Genomic DNA, 17,980 nt, shown 5'->3' with positions numbered 1-17,980 from the left:
CAGCCGATCCGGCGAGTGGATGAGCACTGCTTGGATTTGGCCCTCGGCCGCGAGGTCGCGCAGCCGCTCAAGCCGGGCCGCAGCAGGCTGGCGCCGCTGAAACTTCGTCCTCGATTATCCATTCATCGGGTACGGTGAACCCCTGCTCGCGGGCGAACTCGATCAATGCCGCGGTTTGGCTGGCGATCGTGTTCGCTCCCTTCTGTTGGTCGGAGGATACCCGGGCATAAATCGCGGCGATCTTCATCGCTCCCCTCCCTTACGCACGGTCCCACACCGGCGACACGGACCCGCTCCGGTACCAAAATCCCATAGACCTGTTCCAGTTTGACGGCGAGGAGACGGTCAAACGCATGCTCGAGACGGACGCTGCGATCACTGGCGCCGCGCCGGTCAACCATTGCCGCCGGCTTCGTCGAGAAACGCGCGCAGCGCCCGACTGACCATGTCGCTGATCGTCGTCTCCTCGGCCGCAGCCCGCGTTCGAATCGCGTCGACCAAACTGGGCGGAAGCTTGAACGTCACGGCCGTCGTTGGCTCGGTCACTGGCACCGGCCGGCCGATTGCCTGGGCCGCCTCGATGTAGCGATAGGCCTGACGTCGGGACAGCGTGAATTGGCGCGACAACAACACGGCAGCCTCCGCCACCTTCAGCCCACGCGCGAGCAACCCATAGGCCGCATTGAGACGTTGCGCCTTCTGCGTATCGGTCGATCGCGACATATGACATACGTATATTACCTTATGAGACGCAAATCAAGCACAGAACGGGAACGGTCGAGCGGGATTGTCCGATCGAAGCCGAAGTTACCCTTTGCGTTCAGGGCGTGTTGACGCCTAATCTCGCGCTCACTTCGTTCCAGGCCGTGCAGACGCGCAGCGCCGTCGAACCAGCAATGATACGTCCACCGGAAACCGGGCATCGAGCCCGGCCCCCGATGGACCGCATATCGCTACTCCGTTATACGTCCTGAGATGGAACAGTTACTCGAGCTCGCTAGTGTAGTGTTTCATTCTGTTTGGAACTTAAGCGTGAGTTGGCGCGAATGACCTTTTGCAGGATGTCGCGTGCGCTTTTGGTCCAGATGAACGGTTTGGGTTTGGCGTTGTAAAATAGGGGTCAGACCCCGTTTCCCTGTTCGGCCCTTCACCGCGTGCCCACGGCTACTATGGCCTCTGCTGACTTCTGCCCCATCACGCCTTGCGTTGCCGCAAGACGCGCGGCCGAAGTGACCTTAGGGTTCGATGACGATTCCGATGCTTTCGCATCGGGCCTCAGTTCGACTCCCATAGTCCTTCCAACCGCCAGTGAGACAGATCTCCCCGGATAAGAGCGACAACTTTCCCTGCACAACGGCCCCATTTACGCTACCATCGTACTGTTGGGCTTCGTCATCTTGTGCTGACTCGCCCAGCGGCTACGCCTTCTATGAAATTTCTGTTCGTCAGCTCGCAGGTTTGCACTCGGGCTTCCTTCAGACCATCCCTCGCGGGATCGCCATTGCCGTCGGCTAGTGGTTATCATGGCCAATACCATGTCAGTGCTCCCATGTCAGCACTCCCACAGGGGACTCTCACCCCATCAGTTATCGCCCGTGCCGGGCGTACACAATCACGTCAACTCGGACCGCCAAAAGCTACGGTGCTTCGCTATGCAGCTTTTGGCGGCCGGTTACGCGAAGCGTTAGACGGCGCCGTTACACTTCGACCAATTGCAACACTTGAAGTACTTGATGTACTTGTAGTGCTGCAGTATTGTGCCTCCAGCAATCGTCCAGGAGGCCGTTATGCGTACCCACCAAGTCGAAGTCGATGACGAAGTCTTTGAGTTCGTCAAGAGCCATGCAGAGCCGCTCGTCGACACCTTCAATACGTCGTTACGGCGCCTACTGCCGGTGTCCGCAGCCAAACAGCAAAGGCGGTCTGCCGCGCCACTACCGGCAGCTTACGGTGCTCCGTCATTCCCGAGCGGAACGCCCCAGGCTCTTCGGCAAATCGTGGAGGTAGCGTTGCTTGTTCACGGCGGCACCCACACGCGCACCTCTGCTACCCAGGTCGTTGCGAAACGCCATGGCGTCGCCACCCAGACAGTCCTCGATAAGTATGCCCGTCAGCTCGGGTTAACCGCCCATCAGTTTGGTCGGTTGTTGGAGCAGCCGAACCTTCGAGAGTTGCGTCAGCTGCTGCACTCCAAATTTTCGGCCCATTCGGATGTGATCGACGGGGCCATGCAGTAAGGTCCGGCCTAATCGGGTAAGGGCTGACGTTTAATCAGCCCTCCCCACACCACCCGGCATGCGGGTCCGCACCGGGCGGTTCAGGAAACAGACGCCCACGAAGATCAGAGGTAGCCTTGCGCCTTCATCCAAAGGTCGTGAAAGCTGATCAATCCCTGTTGAGAGTGGTCAGCGAGGTTGGCGGGGCATACCTACATCCAGTCTGATTATCCGCCAAAGGGTACTGGAGGTGGTGCCAGCCACCATAAGCGTTAGGGCGCTAACCGAACGACCCGGATCGCACCGCCGGCACCCATCCACGTAAGAACCGCCGCGTCGCCTTCAACCGCGACATCGGGACCGCTGCCGCGCCAATACCGCGGCGCGGATACGTTGCCTTGCTGATCGATGCGGAGCACCGTCACGCGCTCGCCATACTCCTCGCGCCGATCCTCGAAAGCGACCCAGGCCGCACCCTCCTCGGCCACGACGAGTTTGACATTGGCATACGGCACCCAGTCATCGCTGAGAAGCGCGATAGGCTTGCTGAAATGCTTGCCTCGATCACCCGATTCCGCGTAATAAACCCCCGGCCCCAGCCCACTGCCCGTATACCAAGCCACATGCAGCCTACCCTTGGCATCGATGGCCATCCCAACAGTGAGCTTCGGATCCGAACCGGCCTTGAAGCGGTCGTCGTGCACCTTGACCGGTTTTGACCAGGTATGTCCGGCGGCGGCGGAGGTAGAAACCAGGATATCGCGCACCGCGTCGTAGGAACCCTTGAACGGGTTGAGCTTAGCGCGCCAGGCCGTATAAAGCGTGCCGTCACGACCCGCCGCGATCGCTACCCGGCTGCGCTCCGAGGCATTGTCGGCAATGAGAACACTCGGCTCGAAGCGCAGCTCCGGGGCGCTGGCGCGTGCAATCCTGACCTGCACTTTGGGGTCATCCGCGTCCAGCCACGCCACGTCTTGCGGGCGTTGGTCGGCAGGCAGCGCCTGTCGGGCAAGCCGCTTACGATCGTCGAGCCAAGCGACATAGACGTGGCCGTCGGGGCCGATGCTCAGGTCGGCCATGCCGGCGCTGCTCGCCGCTTGCTCCCGGGCCGTCACCGCAACCGCTGAGGCGAAATGGCGCCCGCCATCCGTGGAGCGGGCGAGCTGCGGGATACCCCGCCCGTGCTCAAGCGCGGGCGAAACGACCCGCCGCTGGTAGAGGACATACACCTCGCTGTTGGGTCCAACAGCGATCTGGGGCGGATTGATCGCCGCCGAGGTCACATCGCGCTCCCCGTCGCTTACCACGACGGGATCGGCAAAACGGTGTCCTCCGTCATCGGAGCGGGCAACCACCACTTCCAACGGTGCCGTCTCAGCGGCGTCGGTGCGGCGCGCCCAGGCCACGTAGAGCGCGCCGGTACGGCCATCGAAGGCCAGTGTCGGGTCCACCCCTCCAGCCTGTTGCAATGTCACCGCAGCGTTTGGCGCCGGTACCTCACCGCCTCCTTGGGTTTGCTGCACCACGCCCTCGGCCGCTTGCCCCGGCTGAACAACAGCAAGGCAAGCAAACAACGCGCCGATCCACCCCGCCTCACGGTTCATGGTTGTGCCGCCTGCGCCGATACCTCGAGTGCGGCTTCGATCAAGGCCAGATTCTGCGGGGCATCAGGCACCATGAGGCCGCGCCAATGGTGCACGATGCGGCCCGCGCGGTCGATGAGGAAGGTCTCCGGCACGCCCAACACCCGAAAGCGCTTACTGAAGCGATTGCGGGCATCGCGCCAGATCGGAAAACTCACGTCAAGCGCTTCAATATAGCGCTCGACGCTTGCATCGGCGCGCCCTTCGTCGATATTGACCCCGACCACCGTAAAGCCGCGCTCCCGGTATTTGCGGTAAAGGGCCTCGAAACCCGGCATTTCCTGGCGGCAGGGAATGCACCAGGTGGCCCAGGTGTTGAGCAAAACCACCTGGCCGCGCAGCGAGGCCAACGTCACTTCCTCCCCGCCGTCGAGCATCCGCGCCGTATATTCCGGGGCAGGTCGCACCTTGGACCACAGCGGCGGCACCCATGCCAAAGCCATGAGCGCAACCAGGGCTGTAACCAAGCCGCCTCGGCAAACCACACGCATGCGGTTCATTGTCCTACACCTTGCCCGAGGCGGACGAGCCGAACCTTGATTGCACCGCCGGCCATATGCTTGGCCATATGGCCTTCACTTGCTTGCGCGCCCCAGCTAACCAGCGCGGTCTCGGCGAGCGCAGTAATATCGGGGGCCGTACCCGGCCAGCTCGCCGAGAACGTCACCTCGCCGTGCGGTGAGATCCGCGCGATCTGGATTCGATCCTCCTCGCCCCGGCGATCCTCGAAAGCAACCCAGGCATTGCCTTCGCCATCCAGAGCGAGCTTGACATCCCCATAAGGGACCCACTCATCGTTGAGTAGGGTGATGGGCTTTGAGAAGGTCTGCCCCTGGTCATCCGAGCGCGCATAGAACACTCCGGGATGGGATTCGGTACCCGTATACCAGGCGGCATGCAACCGTCCATGCGCATCGACCGCAAGTCCCGAGCTGACGTCCGGGCATCCGCTGATTTTGAAACGATCGTTGTGGATCTTGACAGCCTTGGACCAACTCATACCTTCATCGCGCGAGGTGGATATGAAAAGATCGCGGACCTCGTCCACGGAACCTTTGAGCTCTTTCCATGCCCCGCGGGTGGTGACATACAACGGCCCGTCTACGCCTTGGGCCATCTGGGTCCCACAGCAGGCGCAGGTCGGTTTAGACACGAGCCGGCTCGCCTCGAAGCTCTTGCCACCATCCCGCGAGCGGGCCACACGCAGCTGGATGGGCGGAGTTTGATTCCATGGCGGAGCCTCTTGGTGCTCGAGAAAGTACCCAAGCTGCTCCCGAAAATCGAGGAAAGAGACGTAAAGCCCTCCTTCCGGGGCGACGAACAAATTGAGCATTCCAACCGAGTTCGGCGCACTCTCGAGTGCTTGACTCGCCACATCCACGGGGGCGGCAAAGTGATGCCCGCCATCGCGCGACACGGCGAGCCGAAAGACGTTGCGACCGTGAGGCCAACCACCGGGCTTGTAGTCCACGTCACGATGCTGGTAAAGCACGTACACTTCGCCCTTGGGACCTATCGCGACCCGGGTCGGACTCACGGTATGAGACACCACCTGATCCTGCGGCGTATTGACCACCACCGGCGCACCAAAATGGCGCCCGCCGTCATCCGAGCGCGCCAGCAGCGCTTGTACCTCGGGATCGTCTCTCTGCTCACCCTCCTTTGCCTCGGGATCCGTCCCCGGCATCTCCTGCGCCCAAGCCAGATACACCGTCCCTGAGCGCCGGTCGACGGCCACCGTGGGGTTGCGGGCGTCGACCCGCGTGAGCGTAACCGGGTCAGATAACTCCAACGCAGCCACCTCGGCATGTATAGCCGGCGCCGCCTCGACCACGGCGAGAGCGCCGGCAAGCCCCATACCCGTAAGCAGGAGAACACGCCGTGTCCAGGTGAATGAATGCAAGCTTTGCGGCATCGCAACCGCCCTCCTTCGGCCTCCGGTGCAGCGGCGCCACCTCAGGCGGAGTGCGGCCAGCCCTGCTGATCAAACCCGACGGTATTATAGAAAGCCGGCCTTTGCAGACAATGCGACAAATTGTCGCACCCGGCCTTCGCCGCATGCTCGGCACCGTAGCCCTCGTCGCCGTGTCGCATCCAAGTCGCGAACGGGCAAACGAGTGTGCTTCCTGCTACCGGAGGAGCAAATTCGCCAGCGCTGTATTCCCGCGCTCCCATAACAATGAAACACGACAAAGCTCTTATCGTCGCGGCAAAACGCCGACACTTCACTCTACACAGGAACCATACTTTACAAATAGTCGTCTATATGTAAAGTATGGTTACATGATTGAGCGTTCATTGTGGCTGGACCGCATCGCGGCAGCCTGGGCAAAGCGGTCCGTGATCTGGCTCTCCGGTGTTCGCCGGGTTGGCAAGACAACACTTGCACGGATGCTCCCAAAGGCTGTGTATATAAATTGTGACCTGCCGTCGGCCGCACGGGCTTTGGCTGATCCCGAACTGTTCCTGGAGGCACAATCACCCGGTGCGATACTGATCCTTGATGAAGTCCACCGTCTCGGCGATCCCAGTCGGCTGCTAAAAATCGCGGCGGATGAATATCCATCTTTGAAGATTCTGGCCACAGGTTCTTCGACGCTCGCCGCCACGCGCAAATTCCGTGACTCGCTGACCGGGCGAAAACAAGCCATACACCTGTGTCCGGTTCTCTGGGAGGAATGCCTGCAACCCTTTGATGTGCGCGATCTTGACCGAAGGCTGTTGTACGGTGGTCTGCCGGAAGCGTTGCTATCGGAGCACAAAGATCCAGCATTCATGAATGAGTGGATCGACAGCTTCTATGCCCGTGACATTCAAGAACTGTTCGCGATACGCAATCGCGAAGGCTTTTTGTCTCTGCTGCGCCTGCTCCTGCGCCAGAGTGGAGGACAGGTAGATTACAGCCAATTGGCGAAGCTAAGCGAACTAAGCCGACCAACCGTGAAGGCGCACATGGAGGCGATGCAGATCGCCCACGCAATACACTTGCTGCCTCCTTTTCATGGAGGAGGAAGACGCGAGATAGTGGGACGGTCGAAATGCTACGCCTTCGACACTGGATTTGTCACGTTTGAAAAAGGCTGGGAGCGCATTCGTGATGAGGATCGCGGTGTGTTATGGGAACACCTGGTGTTGGATACGCTGCGCTTTCGATTTGCGGATCGGGATATTTTCTATTGGCAGGATAAGTCGCGCCGCGAAGTTGATTTCATCCTGCGCCGTGGCAACGATCGCATTGATACCGTGGAGTGCAAGGTCAATCCAGACCGTGTAAGCGCGGCGTCGATTGAGTCTTTCCGGGCTCTCTATCCCAGTGGCAATAGCTACGTGGTCAGCCCCGCCATTAAGCAACCCTACCGCATACGCCGGGGAGGGCAGGTGCTTACGGTCTGCTCGACAGAGCATTTCGGGTAGAGTCTGGCGTACAGGCACACCAAGGTGGATCTGGTAGCCTTACGGACCGCTTGGACAGCGAGCAGGCTGAACTCGCAGCTCATGCCATCCGTCTCGCTAAACTTGATTCTCCTCGTTTCCACCAACAAACGGGGCTCGCCATGCGCGCACCAAGGCTCAGAGCAAGCTGCTCTCGCCTGCACGTGCAAATGATCAACTCGGTTCTCTTCCGACAGCCAGTCGCCGGAATGAAGTTCTCGGCATTCCACGACGCTACTTGCGGGTGGTTTGGGTAAATGGCTGCAATTCCGCCTCCCGTGCAACAGCCATAAAACCGGTGCGACACATCTTTAGTCCGATTCCAGCCTGCATTGCATCGATCACCGACAGAGCCGGCTCAGGAACCCGCCCAATCGCGTATAGATACTGCAGTTCCAGACGCACGATTGGGGAAATGCGGATGTCGATTCGCCAACGAGCCGTTCCGCCGCGAACTCGGACAACGCCGCTCGCCCTCGCGCGTACAGTCACACAACGACATGCGTGTCCAAGTAAGTCACGGCCGCCAGGCGCTGCGATCGCACACGCCCAAATGACGAGTAATATTTTGGACACGCGCTACTTCGTTCCGGCAACCGGTTTGGCGACATTCCCCGGCAATATGTCAGGTTCCGTGTGACAACGGTCAGGTCATAGATCAGCGCGGGAGCGGATTAATTCAACTCCGCGGCGTAACTCCCCGACCGTAGCCATTGAGGTAAACGCACGTTCACCTCCCTTGCTCAGCCGCGCGAATAAACCACGAACACCCCTGTCGGCTCTCGTGCGCTTACGCGATTCACTGATAACGTTCGTGTCAATCAAATACACGATCGGCCCCGGTCTCGCCAGCTACCCGTTGGAAATCGCGATCTTCCCCGACCTCGGGAATCTCGGCGATAACCTCCGCGAAGCTTCTACCTCTCAGCCGCAGCAAAATCTCCTCGAGTAGTGCGCGATGCTCGGCTTCAGCGCTCCAACCGTGCTCTGCGGCCCGGCGTTGCAGCGCAGCGACTATCCGTTCGTCAAGATTTCTGACCACGAGGCTTGCCATACAAGGAAGCTGATCCGGCGTTGCTCACCTGATAGCAACGATATCAATCGTGCCGCGAAATCGCACCGCGGACGCCCCAAGATGCTCAACAGGGATGCGGCAATACGAGACGTGACCCCTGGTTGTAGATAAAAAATACTGCAGCTTAAATAAAAATGGATTGAACTTATCTCGTCATGGAACACAAGTAAACGCGACAAATTGCCGCACCCAAAGTGCGACAATTTGTCGCATTCCAATCCGCTGAACTCCGCCTTATCGTTACGAGCGTTTCGTTCCATGGATAGGTGAACATCAAGCCGTTCACCTCCCTTCTGCAGCCTACTTTGGACACCGATCCCGCCGTGGGTCGGTGTCCGGTTTTTTTGCGCTTTCCTCACAATCAAAAGACCAACACCAAAGACAATAAGCCATGCTGCCACACCCCTTGCTCGCGACCACCATCGGCTTGCTATTGACCCTGAACGCGGCCCAGGCCGAAGAACAGCCCGCCGGTGCGCCTGCCGGGTCGGCCGAGCAAGAAACGGCCAGCCAACTGCCGGCCTTGACCGTGTCCGCCAGCCCCATGTCCGGCTACAGCGTCCCCAACGCCTCCACCGCCACCAAAACCGACACGCCGATTATGGAAACGCCGGTGTCGGTGCAGGTCATTCCGCAGCAGGTGCTGCAGGACACGCAAGCCCGTTCGCTGCCCGACGCCGTCAACGGCAAAGTCAGCGGCGTGCTGGGGCGCACGGGCGGCGGGTTTCTGTACGATAATTTCGTGATCCGCGGTTTCAGCGACACGAGCGGCTTCGGCACGGCCTACCGCAACGGCCTGATAAACCGCCAGGACATCTACGATGTCTCCAACATCGAGCGCATCGAAATCCTCAAAGGGCCGGCCTCGGTGCTGTATGGACGCATCGAGCCCGGCGGCATGGTCAACTACGTCACCAAAAGACCGCTGGACGAACCCTATTACGCCATCCAGCAACAAATCGGCAATTACCATCAGCAACGCACTTCGCTCGACCTGACCAGCCCGGTGGACGACGATCACACGCTGCTTTATCGACTCAATGCCGCCTATCAGAACAATGAATCGTTTCGGGATTTCGTCGCCAGCGAGCGGACCTTCATCGCGCCCGTGGTGGCGTGGCGCCCCAACGCGCACTTCGAAGCCAACGTGGAGCTCGAATACAAGCGAGATCGCTTCCAGGCCGACATGGGCATCCCGGCCGTCGGTGACCGCCCCGCGCCGATCCCGATCAAGCGCAGCCTGACGGACGGTCCGGGGCGCCAGTTTCTGGAGGAACTTCTGATCGCTTACGACTGGACATGGCGTTTGAATGATAACTGGAAGGTCACGCAGCGCTTTCACTGGCGGGATTGGACATTGGACCACCGCCAGACGCTCCCGCGTGGGTTGGCGGTGGATAATCGAACATTGGATCGATGGCAGCATGAAGCTTCCCAAAAGATAAAAACCCAGGTCGCCAGTCTCGACATCAACGGCCACTTCGAGCTCCTCGGCACCCACCACAATCTTCTCATCGGCATCGACGACTTTCGATCTGAAACGCGTTCCCCGTCGAATTTCAGCCCCGCGCCATCGATCGACATTTACAACCCAATCTATGGCCAGATCGACTTCGACTCTCTGTCCGACAACGGCTACTTCTACCGCAAGCAGAGATGGAACGGCATCTATATTCAGGATCAGATCACGCTGGGCGGGAGACTGCATCTGCTTCTCGGCGGGCGCTACGATTGGACGAAATCAGGCCAAAATTTTTCGCCGACTTCGGTGGGCGACGCGAAATCAAACCGGGATGATCTGACCAACAATCAGTTCAGCCCACGCGCCGGCCTGCTCTACGAGCTCACTGACGCGTTGTCGACCTATGCGAGCTACAGCAAATCATTCGGCATCAACAACAGCCTCGCCGCCGATGGCAGCACGTTCGACCCCGAGCAGGCCGAACAGTACGAAATCGGCCTCAAAGGGGGCTGGTTCGACCGGCGCCTGACCGGCTCGCTCGCGCTGTTCGAGCTGACGCGGGACAACCTACGCACGGCCGACCTCTCCAACCCAGGCTTTCAAGTTTTGGCGGGGAAGGCAAAAAGTACAGGGCTCGAGTTCGATCTGGCCGGCCAGCTTACCGACCATCTCAAGCTGCTCGCGACCTACGCCTACACCAACGTGCGCTACACTCGCAACAACGACGGCTTGGAGGGCAACCGGTTCGAGAACGCGCCCCGTCATCAAGGCAGCCTGTGGGCCAACTATCAACTCAACGCCGAGCTCAACGGAGCCTTGGGGGTCATCGCGCTGGGTAAGCGCAAGGGCGACAGGGCCAACTCATTTCAACTGCCGGGCTATGGCCGGGTCGATGCGATGATCTCCTATGCCCCGCGCCTTGGCCCAAGCCGCATGAGACTGCAGCTCAACATCTACAACTTGCTGGATAAGAAATATTACGCCAATTCGGGCGGGAGCCGCTGGAATATAATGCCCGGTGCACCGCGCAGCATCCTAGGATCGGTTCGATTCGAATTCTAAAGCCTACGGTGCTCGCCACCGCAAGCGATGGGAGCAGATTCGATATTGGCAATTCGCTTTTCTAAAAAGGTCGACCGCGCAATCGAGTTGCTTTTTGCGAATCCGAAACGAGCAACGATTGACTACCCACCCAGGTTACTTCGTTGTGAGATCCTTTTAACACTCTATACTTGTGCTTGGTGCCTCAGCATGGGCACCCATGCACTGTTTATCGTTGGTATTGTCCATGACAACAGAAAGCTAGGATACCGGCAGTCAAGGTCATCCCTACCCTATAAGGAGAGATACAATGAAACATAAAGTTGGCTCAATACTGGCAGCGCTGGTTTTTGCCGCTTGCGCTTCAGCTTACGCCGCAGAAGATCACTCTGGCCAGGACATGACGATGCATCACATGCACATGATGATCAATCATGCCGTCGAAATGGCTGCAGAAGGATCCAATCTCATAATGCTCGGCCAAATGGGAATGACCGGGGAAGTTGACAAATTGAGCATTAGCCACGGCGAAATGATGATTAAAAATGCTCAATCACTGATGGAAAAAGTAGTGAAAGGGAAGCCGATGCAATCGCTGCATAAAGAAGGTGCAACGCCGAAGACATCAGAAGAAATGGCGGATACCCATGACCTTGCCAAATCCGCCAAATCTTACATCGATATGCTATCCCGCATGTCACAAGCACCTGACACAAACACCGAGTGAGCTGAAAGGGTCTAAAAAAATCGACCCGATGGCAGATTTCAAATCACCAAACTCACCCCCTACCATCGGGTCGATCTTCACAGGAGCTAGTCCTATTACCGTCGCCCAATAACATAATCGCATCGACACCCATCGCACCAACTGCAGCTTCTTCAAGCTACTGACAATATGAGAAAAAAATATCCTAGCATAGATAGGAAAATCGTTCGAAGATAAATGACTGCCATCCATTAACAAATGCGACATATTGTCGCACCCTGGGTGCGACAATATGTCGCATTCCAATCTGCCAAACTTCACCTTATTCTTACAAACATTCCGCACCATGGATAGGCTGCGCTGATAGGTTCGCCACACTACTGCAACCTATTTGGGCACCGGTCCCGTAGGATCGGTGCCCGACTTTTTACGCTCTTCCCGCAATCCCAAAAACAATTCAAAGGAAACTCGAGAAATGCGGCAACGCCCCCTCGCAATCGCCATCGGCTTGCTATTGACACTGAACACCGCTCGGGCTGAGGAGCGACGCTTCCAATTCGACCTCAAAGCACAAAAGCTCAGCGCCGCTCTAAAAGCGGTCGCCAGCGAGGTCAACGTCAAACTCCGCTATGCCGACGGGCTCTTGCGCGATCAGAGCGCTCCGGCACTGCACGGACGCTACAGCCTGCGCGAGGCCCTGGATCAGCTCCTCGGCGGCGCCGGATTGAGCTACACAGTAAGTCCGCCGGGCATCGTTACCATCAAAATGCCGGCCAATACTACGCTTGCACCGCTGACCGTGACCGCCAAGCCCACCCCTGGAAGCTTGACCACCCCTTCGATTTTACAAACCCAAGCCAAACTCGACCGTGTACCGGGTGGCACGACGCTGATCGACGGCGAGCGCCTCAAGGAGGGCGTACGCTTTTCGGCAAGCGATGCACTGGCCTACGCACCGGGCGTCTATGTAGGCGACGCCAACGCAGGGGTTGGGGGAGGGACACGAATCTCGATACGTGGCTCGGATGTCAACTCAATCATTTCGCCGATCCGCGGAATCATGTTGCTGCGTAACGGCCTGCCGTTTACCAGCGCGAACGGCCTGAGCGATACCGAGTCGATTAACATTTACCCCGCTGACCACATCGAAGTTTACCGTGGCGCTAATGCCCTGGAATATGGAGCGAGCACTCTGGGCGGGGCCATCAATTTCGTGAACCATACCGGCTACACGAGCAGTGGTGTCAAGGCGGGCATCACCGCGGGCTCTTACGGTTATCTAAACCCCCGAATCAGCGCCGGCCACGCCTTCGACAGCGGCTGGGACGCTTATGGCTCGTTCTCCTATATCGATTTCGACGGCAACCGGCAGAACAATGATCAGGACCATTACTACGGTTACGGTACCCTCGGCTACCGCTGGAACGAACATCATGAGTCGCGTCTCCACATCGACCTCCAGGACCACGAATATCTGATACCTTCTCCATTGACCAAACAACAGCTCGAAGAAAATCCACGCCAGCACACAGGGTCTTTCGACAACCCTCATTCAGGGTTTCCCGTTTACCGGGTCGATCTGCAACACAGCGTGCGCATGAATGACGGTGATCGACTCGATTTCGGCGCTTATTACTTCAAAAAGGATTTCAGCTTTCTTTTCACCGAGTTCGGGTTCTTTCGCGATCTCTGGGAAGACGCCGGCTTGTCATGGCGCCATCAAATCAACGGCCAGTTGCTGGGGATGAAAAACCGCATCGTCTGGGGTGGCTTGGCGCAGTGGATGCGCATCAAAGATCGCAATTTCGGTGTTACCGACGGCGAGCGTGGGCCGCTATTATCAGAAGAGCGGGATAAATGGCAGAACTTCCAAGTCTACTTGGAGGATCAGCTTGACTTGACCGATACGTTCACCTTGGTGCTTGGCATCCAAGCGTTTTATCGGGAGGTCGAATATGAGGATCTCATGCCGGATCCAGGCGACCCAAAAACAGCCGGTCAGGAGTTCTCCAAGGTCAACCCGAAATTAGGGTTTATCTGGCGGGCTACACCAGCGGTACAGATATACGGCAATGTGAGCCGCAGCGCTGAGCCGCCTCCGCTCAACAACTTATCCAGTGTGTCGAGCGAACCGCAGCTGAAAACCCAAACCGGCACGACGGTGGAGATCGGCACGCGCGGGCGCACGAAGTGGCTGCGGTGGGACCTCGCCTTTTATCAAGCCTGGCTGGACAACGAATTTCTCATTACCCCAACCCCGCCTAGATTCACCGATTTCTCCGCGGCAAACGCCGATGATACCTTACACACCGGTGTCGAGCTGGGCTTGGAGAGCACCTTACCGCTCGGACTCCTTGCGGACTACGATCAGATCCGTATACGCGGGAGCTATAGTTGGAACCACTTCCGGTTCGATGACGATCCCGTCTTGGGCGACAACCAATTACCCGGTATTCCGGAGCACAATGCGCGGGTCGAACTGCTCTACCAACATCCAAGCGGCTTTTACATCGGCCCGAATGTTCAGGTGGCGAGCAAGAACTTCGTGGACTTCACCAATACGCTCGCGGCGAATTCCTATGCCCTGCTCGGCGCGCGTATCGGCTGGGACAACGGCAAAAACCTGAAAGTGTTCGTCGACGGGCGCAACCTCACCGACGAACACTACGCCGCCTCGGTGTTCGTGACCGGCGATGCCGGCGGCCAAGACCGGGCAAGCTTCAACCCAGGACCGACGCGCATGATCTTCGGCGGCGTGGAAATCGCTTTCTAGCGGTTGCACACCATAGAGAATAGAGAGAATAGCGTAAAGTAGAGGACAGGCTCTCGCCTGCCCTCCCTCATCAAACCGTGCATGCGATTTTCCCGCACACGGCTTTCCGATGTTCTTCATGCCGAGGCATTCGCCGTTTTCCAGCCGGTTTCCATAGGAGGCTTGTATCCCAAGTTCCGCAGTTCGCGAGCTGTTTTTGAGGTTTTCGGGCATTCAGTGGCTTGAAGAAACAGGCGCTTATCGTGACGGAAGCAGGATATGTCGTGAACACATGTAGTGTCACGCAGGCGGTGTAAAAGGCTTACCATTCGTATCGCGTCGGTGCTATCGTAGCAACATGTATACGCGCCTCACCCGCTCGGGATCTCGCACCTATCTTCAACTCGTCGAGTCCTATCGCACCGACAGTGGCGGTGTGCGCCAGCGCGTTGTGGCCAACCTCGGCCGGCTGGACAAGCTCGAGCCGAAGCACCTTGACCCTCTGATCAACGGCCTCAACCGGGCCCTGGGCCGGGCTGAGAACACCGCGCATCCGGTCGAATACGACAGCGCCCGTGCGTTCGGTGATGTCTACGCCCTACACGAGCTCTGGCAGGGACTGGGTTTCGGACAGGCCATCAAGCGGGCGCTGCGCTCTTCGCGGCGCAGCTTCGATGCCGAGGCGTTGGTCAGAGCGATGGTGTTCAACCGCCTCTGCGCGCCGGACTCCAAGCTCGGTTGTCTGCAATGGCTGGAGACGGTGAGCATCCCCGGCATGCCGGAGTCGATCAGCCATGACCAGTTGTTGCGCACGATGGACGCGCTGATGGATCACGCTGAGGCGGTGGAGGCGCGCGTCGCCGAGCAGCTGCGTCCGATGCTCGATCAGCAGCTCTCGGTGGTGTTCTATGATCTCACCACCGTACGCATTCACGGCGAAGGGCAGTTGCCCGAGGATGTGCGCGCCTTCGGCATGAACAAGGAAACGGGTGCCATTGCCCGGCAGTTCGTGCTGGGCGTGGTGCAGTCCGCCGACGGACTGCCGCTGATACACACGGTGCACGCCGACAACATCGCCGAGACCAAGACGCTGCAAGGCATGCTGCGCCAGGTGCTGGAGCGTTTTCCCGTGGAACGGGTCATTCTGGTGGCTAACCGCGGCTTGCTGAGCCTGGATAACGTCTCGGAGTTGGTCGCGTTGGCCGAGGCCAGTGCACGCAAGCTCCAGTTCATCCTCGCGGTGCCGGCCCGGCGGCACGCTGGAGGGTATGGACTTCGCACAAGGCCTGGCCGAGGGGCGGTTCGCCGAGCAGCGTCTCGTCGTTGCTCACGATCCGCAGCGCGCGGCGGAGCAATCGAGCCGGCGCCGAGAGCGAATCGCAGAGCTTGAGGCTTTCGCTGAGGCGCTGGTGCGCAAGCTCGATGTTCAAGACGCGGGACAGAGCACGCGCGGACGACGGGCCAGTGATCGTGGCGCCTACAGTCGTTTCCAGCGGGCGGTGGCCGAGGCCGAACTCACCCGGTTCATCCAGGCGGACTACCAGGCCGATCGCTTCAGCTACAGCGTGGACGAGGAGGCCATCGCCCGCGCCGAGCTCTTCGACGGCAAGTTGGTGGTGCTGACCAACGTAGTGGACTTCTCCGCCGCCGAGGTCGTGGCGCGCTACAAGGCGCTCGCCGACATCGAGCGAGGCTTTCGGGTACTAAAGAGCGACCTGGAGATCGCGCCGGTCTACCACCGTCTGCCCGATCGCATCCGCGCTCACGCGCTGATCTGCTTCCTGGCCCTGGTGCTCTACCGCATCATGCGCATGCGGCTGAAGGCACACGGCAGCACCGTGAGCCCGAAGACGGCATTGGAACTGCTTCGCCGAATCCAGCGCCACCGCGCGATAATCGCAGAGCACGCCTACAGCGGAGTCAGCAAAACGACCCAAGAGCAGCTGGACTTGTTCGCCGCGCTGGAGATACCGAAACCCTAAGAGCGGCGTGTAGTGTCATTTTCGACAGTGCCGCCTCAATCGAATCAAACGCTTGCGAGTTTAGCTGCGGAACTTGGGTTGTATAGACCCTATGTCACGATGCTCAAAGCCACTCACCTGCTCGGGGTATCGCGCCAGACGGTCTTGCAGCATGTAAAGCGCGGCAAACTCAAAGCGGTCCACGTGTATCGTGGAAGAGAAAAAGACCTGAAAATATAAATACCTGATGCTGCTTCCGATCTCTTCAGCCTGCAATCCACAGATGGGAGTGTAGCGTGAAGAAGCCCCCATGGAACACGCGTGCAGATCGACCCCATAACAATGCCGGTAGAGTTGTCTCAACGCATCACGGGCCACGCACAAACGCCAGACCCGCTGTCCAATAGCATCACACGGAACCTGATAACCAACTACCCCACAATATCCAGAACGACTATCGGGTTGTTCGTCCCTAATTCACGGCCGGCCTCCGAGTTTCGAATCGGTTAAACCACAAACCGGCAGACGCAAAGTGCTGCATTGGTTAATCGTTGTCCAAAACAAGGTTCTCCAGAATGATCTTTTGGGCCAAGGTTTCCGCATTGGTGAGCTCATTAGCATAAATGTCCGTCTCATATTCCTGAGTGGAAGTAGCGGCTAGCGAATCGCCCACAGGGCGCCCCGGCTCACTCACGTGGATATAGGTTTTGGTCGATAACCCCGGACGGACAGGATGCTCCAAAATCTCTTTTTTCGACAAGGCAACGCGTATGGGCACGCGTTCAACAATATGAATAAAATTGCCGGTCGCGTTTTCTGGAGGCAGCAAGGCAAATACGCTTCCGGTCCCGGGCACCAATCCTTCAACCGTCCCATGATATGTATGGCGCTTCCCGTATACATCCACATTAACCAGTGCCGGCTGACCGGGCCGTACTTGGCGCAGATCGGTTTCCCGTAAATTTACTTCCACCCACAAATGATCCAAAGGCACAATCGTCATCAATGGAACACCTGGGTGAACGTGGTCTCCGACCTGGGCTTTACGCTTGGCCACATAACCCGAGGCCGGTGCCCAGATACGTTGCCGAATGTACTCGAGATAGGCTTCGATGAATCTGTGTTTGGCTGCTTCAACAGCAGGATGGTGCCTTATACTGACGCCCCCTACCCGCGCCGTGATGGATTGGAGTTCCTCCCGGGCTTCTCTGACCTCGGCATGAAGTGCGCGCACTTGGTCGAGGGCATTCTCGAGGACTTGTTCAGATACTGCACCGCTTGGCAGCGCCTGCCGGAAACGGACCACATCGTGGCGCACCAAATCGAGCCGAGCCCTCTTGGCGGTGAGTTTTTGCCGTATCTGCCGCTGCTTGACGAACAATGCCGCGATCCTGCGCACCTCCGCTCCCAGCCCGCCTCGTGTCCGGCCTAGACGAGCCCGAGCCTGGTGTTCGTCGAGACGAATGAGCAGATCCCCTTTCTTCACTCGCTGAGTTTCTTCGACTAAAACCTGGGTAATGATACCCGTAGCCTGCGCCTCCACCCTGATGAGGTTGCCGGTAATATAGGCATTATCGGTCCACACCCAGAAACGGGCGTAATACCACCAGTAACCGGCGTAAGCCAATGTAGCTATAAGCAGTATCAAAGCAACCAGCATGAGGCGGCGGTTACGACGAGCACGAATCGCTT

13 protein-coding genes and 1 pseudogene are annotated in these 17,980 nt (G+C 58.6%); 6 read left to right on the top strand and 8 right to left on the bottom strand.

What is annotated here, in order from left to right:
• Positions 1 to 67 precede the first annotated feature (67 nt).
• Both NB231_RS12930 and NB231_RS12925 read right to left on the bottom strand, forming a co-directional pair.
• A complete protein-coding gene (locus NB231_RS12930; RefSeq protein ID WP_005003584.1) occupies positions 68 to 247 on the bottom strand; it encodes a recombinase family protein in 180 nt (59 codons plus the stop codon).
• A 146-nt stretch (positions 248 to 393) separates the two neighbouring features.
• The gene (locus tag NB231_RS12925; protein WP_005001121.1) at positions 394 to 723 is read right to left on the bottom strand and encodes a ribbon-helix-helix protein, CopG family; all 330 of its coding nucleotides are present in this window, start codon (positions 721 to 723) and stop codon (positions 394 to 396) included.
• A 1,064-nt stretch (positions 724 to 1,787) separates the two neighbouring features.
• Between NB231_RS12925 and NB231_RS12920 the strand changes: the two genes are divergently transcribed.
• A complete protein-coding gene (locus NB231_RS12920) occupies positions 1,788 to 2,237 on the top strand; it encodes a hypothetical protein (RefSeq protein ID WP_005003582.1) in 450 nt (149 codons plus the stop codon).
• A gap of 251 nt (positions 2,238 to 2,488) precedes the next feature.
• Here NB231_RS12920 and NB231_RS12915 read toward each other — a convergent pair whose 3' ends face one another.
• The 3 genes from NB231_RS12915 to NB231_RS12905 are packed head-to-tail and all read right to left on the bottom strand — an operon-like array spanning position 2,489 to position 5,774.
• Positions 2,489 to 3,820 carry a sialidase/neuraminidase family protein gene (locus NB231_RS12915; protein ID WP_005003578.1) on the bottom strand — a complete coding sequence of 444 codons (1,332 nt, stop codon included), beginning with the start codon at positions 3,818 to 3,820 and terminating at the stop codon, positions 2,489 to 2,491.
• Positions 3,817 to 4,359: a TlpA disulfide reductase family protein gene (locus NB231_RS12910; protein WP_005003577.1), complete on the bottom strand. Its 543-nt coding sequence runs from the start codon at positions 4,357 to 4,359 to the stop codon at positions 3,817 to 3,819. Before NB231_RS12910 ends, NB231_RS12915 begins: the two co-directional genes overlap by 4 nt.
• Complete coding sequence (locus tag NB231_RS12905; protein WP_198007300.1) at positions 4,356 to 5,774, bottom strand: sialidase family protein; 1,419 nt, start codon at positions 5,772 to 5,774, stop codon at positions 4,356 to 4,358. The genes NB231_RS12910 and NB231_RS12905 overlap by 4 nt, the downstream gene beginning before the upstream one ends.
• Before the next feature lie 368 nt (positions 5,775 to 6,142).
• Here NB231_RS12905 and NB231_RS12900 point away from each other — a divergent pair, with 368 nt between their 5' ends.
• The gene (locus NB231_RS12900) at positions 6,143 to 7,273 is read left to right on the top strand and encodes an ATP-binding protein (protein ID WP_005003565.1); all 1,131 of its coding nucleotides are present in this window, start codon (positions 6,143 to 6,145) and stop codon (positions 7,271 to 7,273) included.
• Between the two features lie 252 nt (positions 7,274 to 7,525).
• Here the strand turns inward: NB231_RS12900 and NB231_RS19745 are convergent, their stop codons facing one another.
• Positions 7,526 to 7,696, bottom strand: a complete 171-nt coding sequence (locus tag NB231_RS19745) for a hypothetical protein (RefSeq protein WP_005003564.1) — start codon at positions 7,694 to 7,696, stop codon at positions 7,526 to 7,528.
• 412 nt (positions 7,697 to 8,108) lie between these two features.
• A complete protein-coding gene (locus NB231_RS12895) occupies positions 8,109 to 8,333 on the bottom strand; it encodes a FitA-like ribbon-helix-helix domain-containing protein (protein WP_232210470.1) in 225 nt (74 codons plus the stop codon).
• 424 nt (positions 8,334 to 8,757) lie between these two features.
• Here NB231_RS12895 and NB231_RS12890 point away from each other — a divergent pair, with 424 nt between their 5' ends.
• The 4 genes and pseudogenes from NB231_RS12890 (at position 8,758) to NB231_RS12875 (ending at position 16,309) form a co-directional block, all read left to right on the top strand.
• Positions 8,758 to 10,890, top strand: a complete 2,133-nt coding sequence (locus NB231_RS12890) for a TonB-dependent siderophore receptor (protein ID WP_005003558.1) — start codon at positions 8,758 to 8,760, stop codon at positions 10,888 to 10,890.
• A 289-nt stretch (positions 10,891 to 11,179) separates the two neighbouring features.
• On the top strand, positions 11,180 to 11,596 hold the full coding sequence (locus NB231_RS12885; protein ID WP_040662395.1) for a hypothetical protein: 417 nt from the start codon (positions 11,180 to 11,182) through the stop codon (positions 11,594 to 11,596).
• 454 nt (positions 11,597 to 12,050) lie between these two features.
• Positions 12,051 to 14,348 carry a TonB-dependent receptor domain-containing protein gene (locus NB231_RS12880; protein ID WP_005003555.1) on the top strand — a complete coding sequence of 766 codons (2,298 nt, stop codon included), beginning with the start codon at positions 12,051 to 12,053 and terminating at the stop codon, positions 14,346 to 14,348.
• A gap of 337 nt (positions 14,349 to 14,685) precedes the next feature.
• A pseudogene (locus NB231_RS12875) lies at positions 14,686 to 16,309 on the top strand (IS1634 family transposase).
• A gap of 523 nt (positions 16,310 to 16,832) precedes the next feature.
• Here the strand turns inward: NB231_RS12875 and NB231_RS12865 are convergent.
• On the bottom strand, positions 16,833 to 17,948 hold the full coding sequence (locus NB231_RS12865) for an HlyD family secretion protein (RefSeq protein WP_005003547.1): 1,116 nt from the start codon (positions 17,946 to 17,948) through the stop codon (positions 16,833 to 16,835).
• Positions 17,949 to 17,980 lie beyond the last annotated feature (32 nt).

It is taken from the genome of Nitrococcus mobilis Nb-231 (assembly GCF_000153205.1).
GTDB lineage: Bacteria > Pseudomonadota > Gammaproteobacteria > Nitrococcales > Nitrococcaceae > Nitrococcus > Nitrococcus mobilis.
This window is presented reverse-complemented; position numbering and strand designations above follow the sequence as displayed.

Excerpts from the sequence above, each read along its gene's own strand:
- NB231_RS12930 (WP_005003584.1), bottom strand. The coding sequence starts at position 247 with ATGAAGATCGCCGCGATTTATGCCCGGGTATCCTCCGACCAACAGAAG.
- NB231_RS12925 (WP_005001121.1), bottom strand. The coding sequence starts at position 723 with ATGTCGCGATCGACCGATACGCAGAAGGCGCAACGTCTCAATGCGGCC.
- NB231_RS12920 (WP_005003582.1), top strand. The coding sequence starts at position 1,788 with ATGCGTACCCACCAAGTCGAAGTCGATGACGAAGTCTTTGAGTTCGTC.
- NB231_RS12915 (WP_005003578.1), bottom strand. The coding sequence starts at position 3,820 with ATGAACCGTGAGGCGGGGTGGATCGGCGCGTTGTTTGCTTGCCTTGCT.
- NB231_RS12910 (WP_005003577.1), bottom strand. The coding sequence starts at position 4,359 with ATGAACCGCATGCGTGTGGTTTGCCGAGGCGGCTTGGTTACAGCCCTG.
- NB231_RS12905 (WP_198007300.1), bottom strand. The coding sequence starts at position 5,774 with ATGCCGCAAAGCTTGCATTCATTCACCTGGACACGGCGTGTTCTCCTG.
- NB231_RS12900 (WP_005003565.1), top strand. The coding sequence starts at position 6,143 with ATGATTGAGCGTTCATTGTGGCTGGACCGCATCGCGGCAGCCTGGGCA.
- NB231_RS12890 (WP_005003558.1), top strand. The coding sequence starts at position 8,758 with ATGCTGCCACACCCCTTGCTCGCGACCACCATCGGCTTGCTATTGACC.
- NB231_RS12885 (WP_040662395.1), top strand. The coding sequence starts at position 11,180 with ATGAAACATAAAGTTGGCTCAATACTGGCAGCGCTGGTTTTTGCCGCT.
- NB231_RS12880 (WP_005003555.1), top strand. The coding sequence starts at position 12,051 with ATGCGGCAACGCCCCCTCGCAATCGCCATCGGCTTGCTATTGACACTG.
- NB231_RS12865 (WP_005003547.1), bottom strand. The coding sequence starts at position 17,948 with ATGCTGGTTGCTTTGATACTGCTTATAGCTACATTGGCTTACGCCGGT.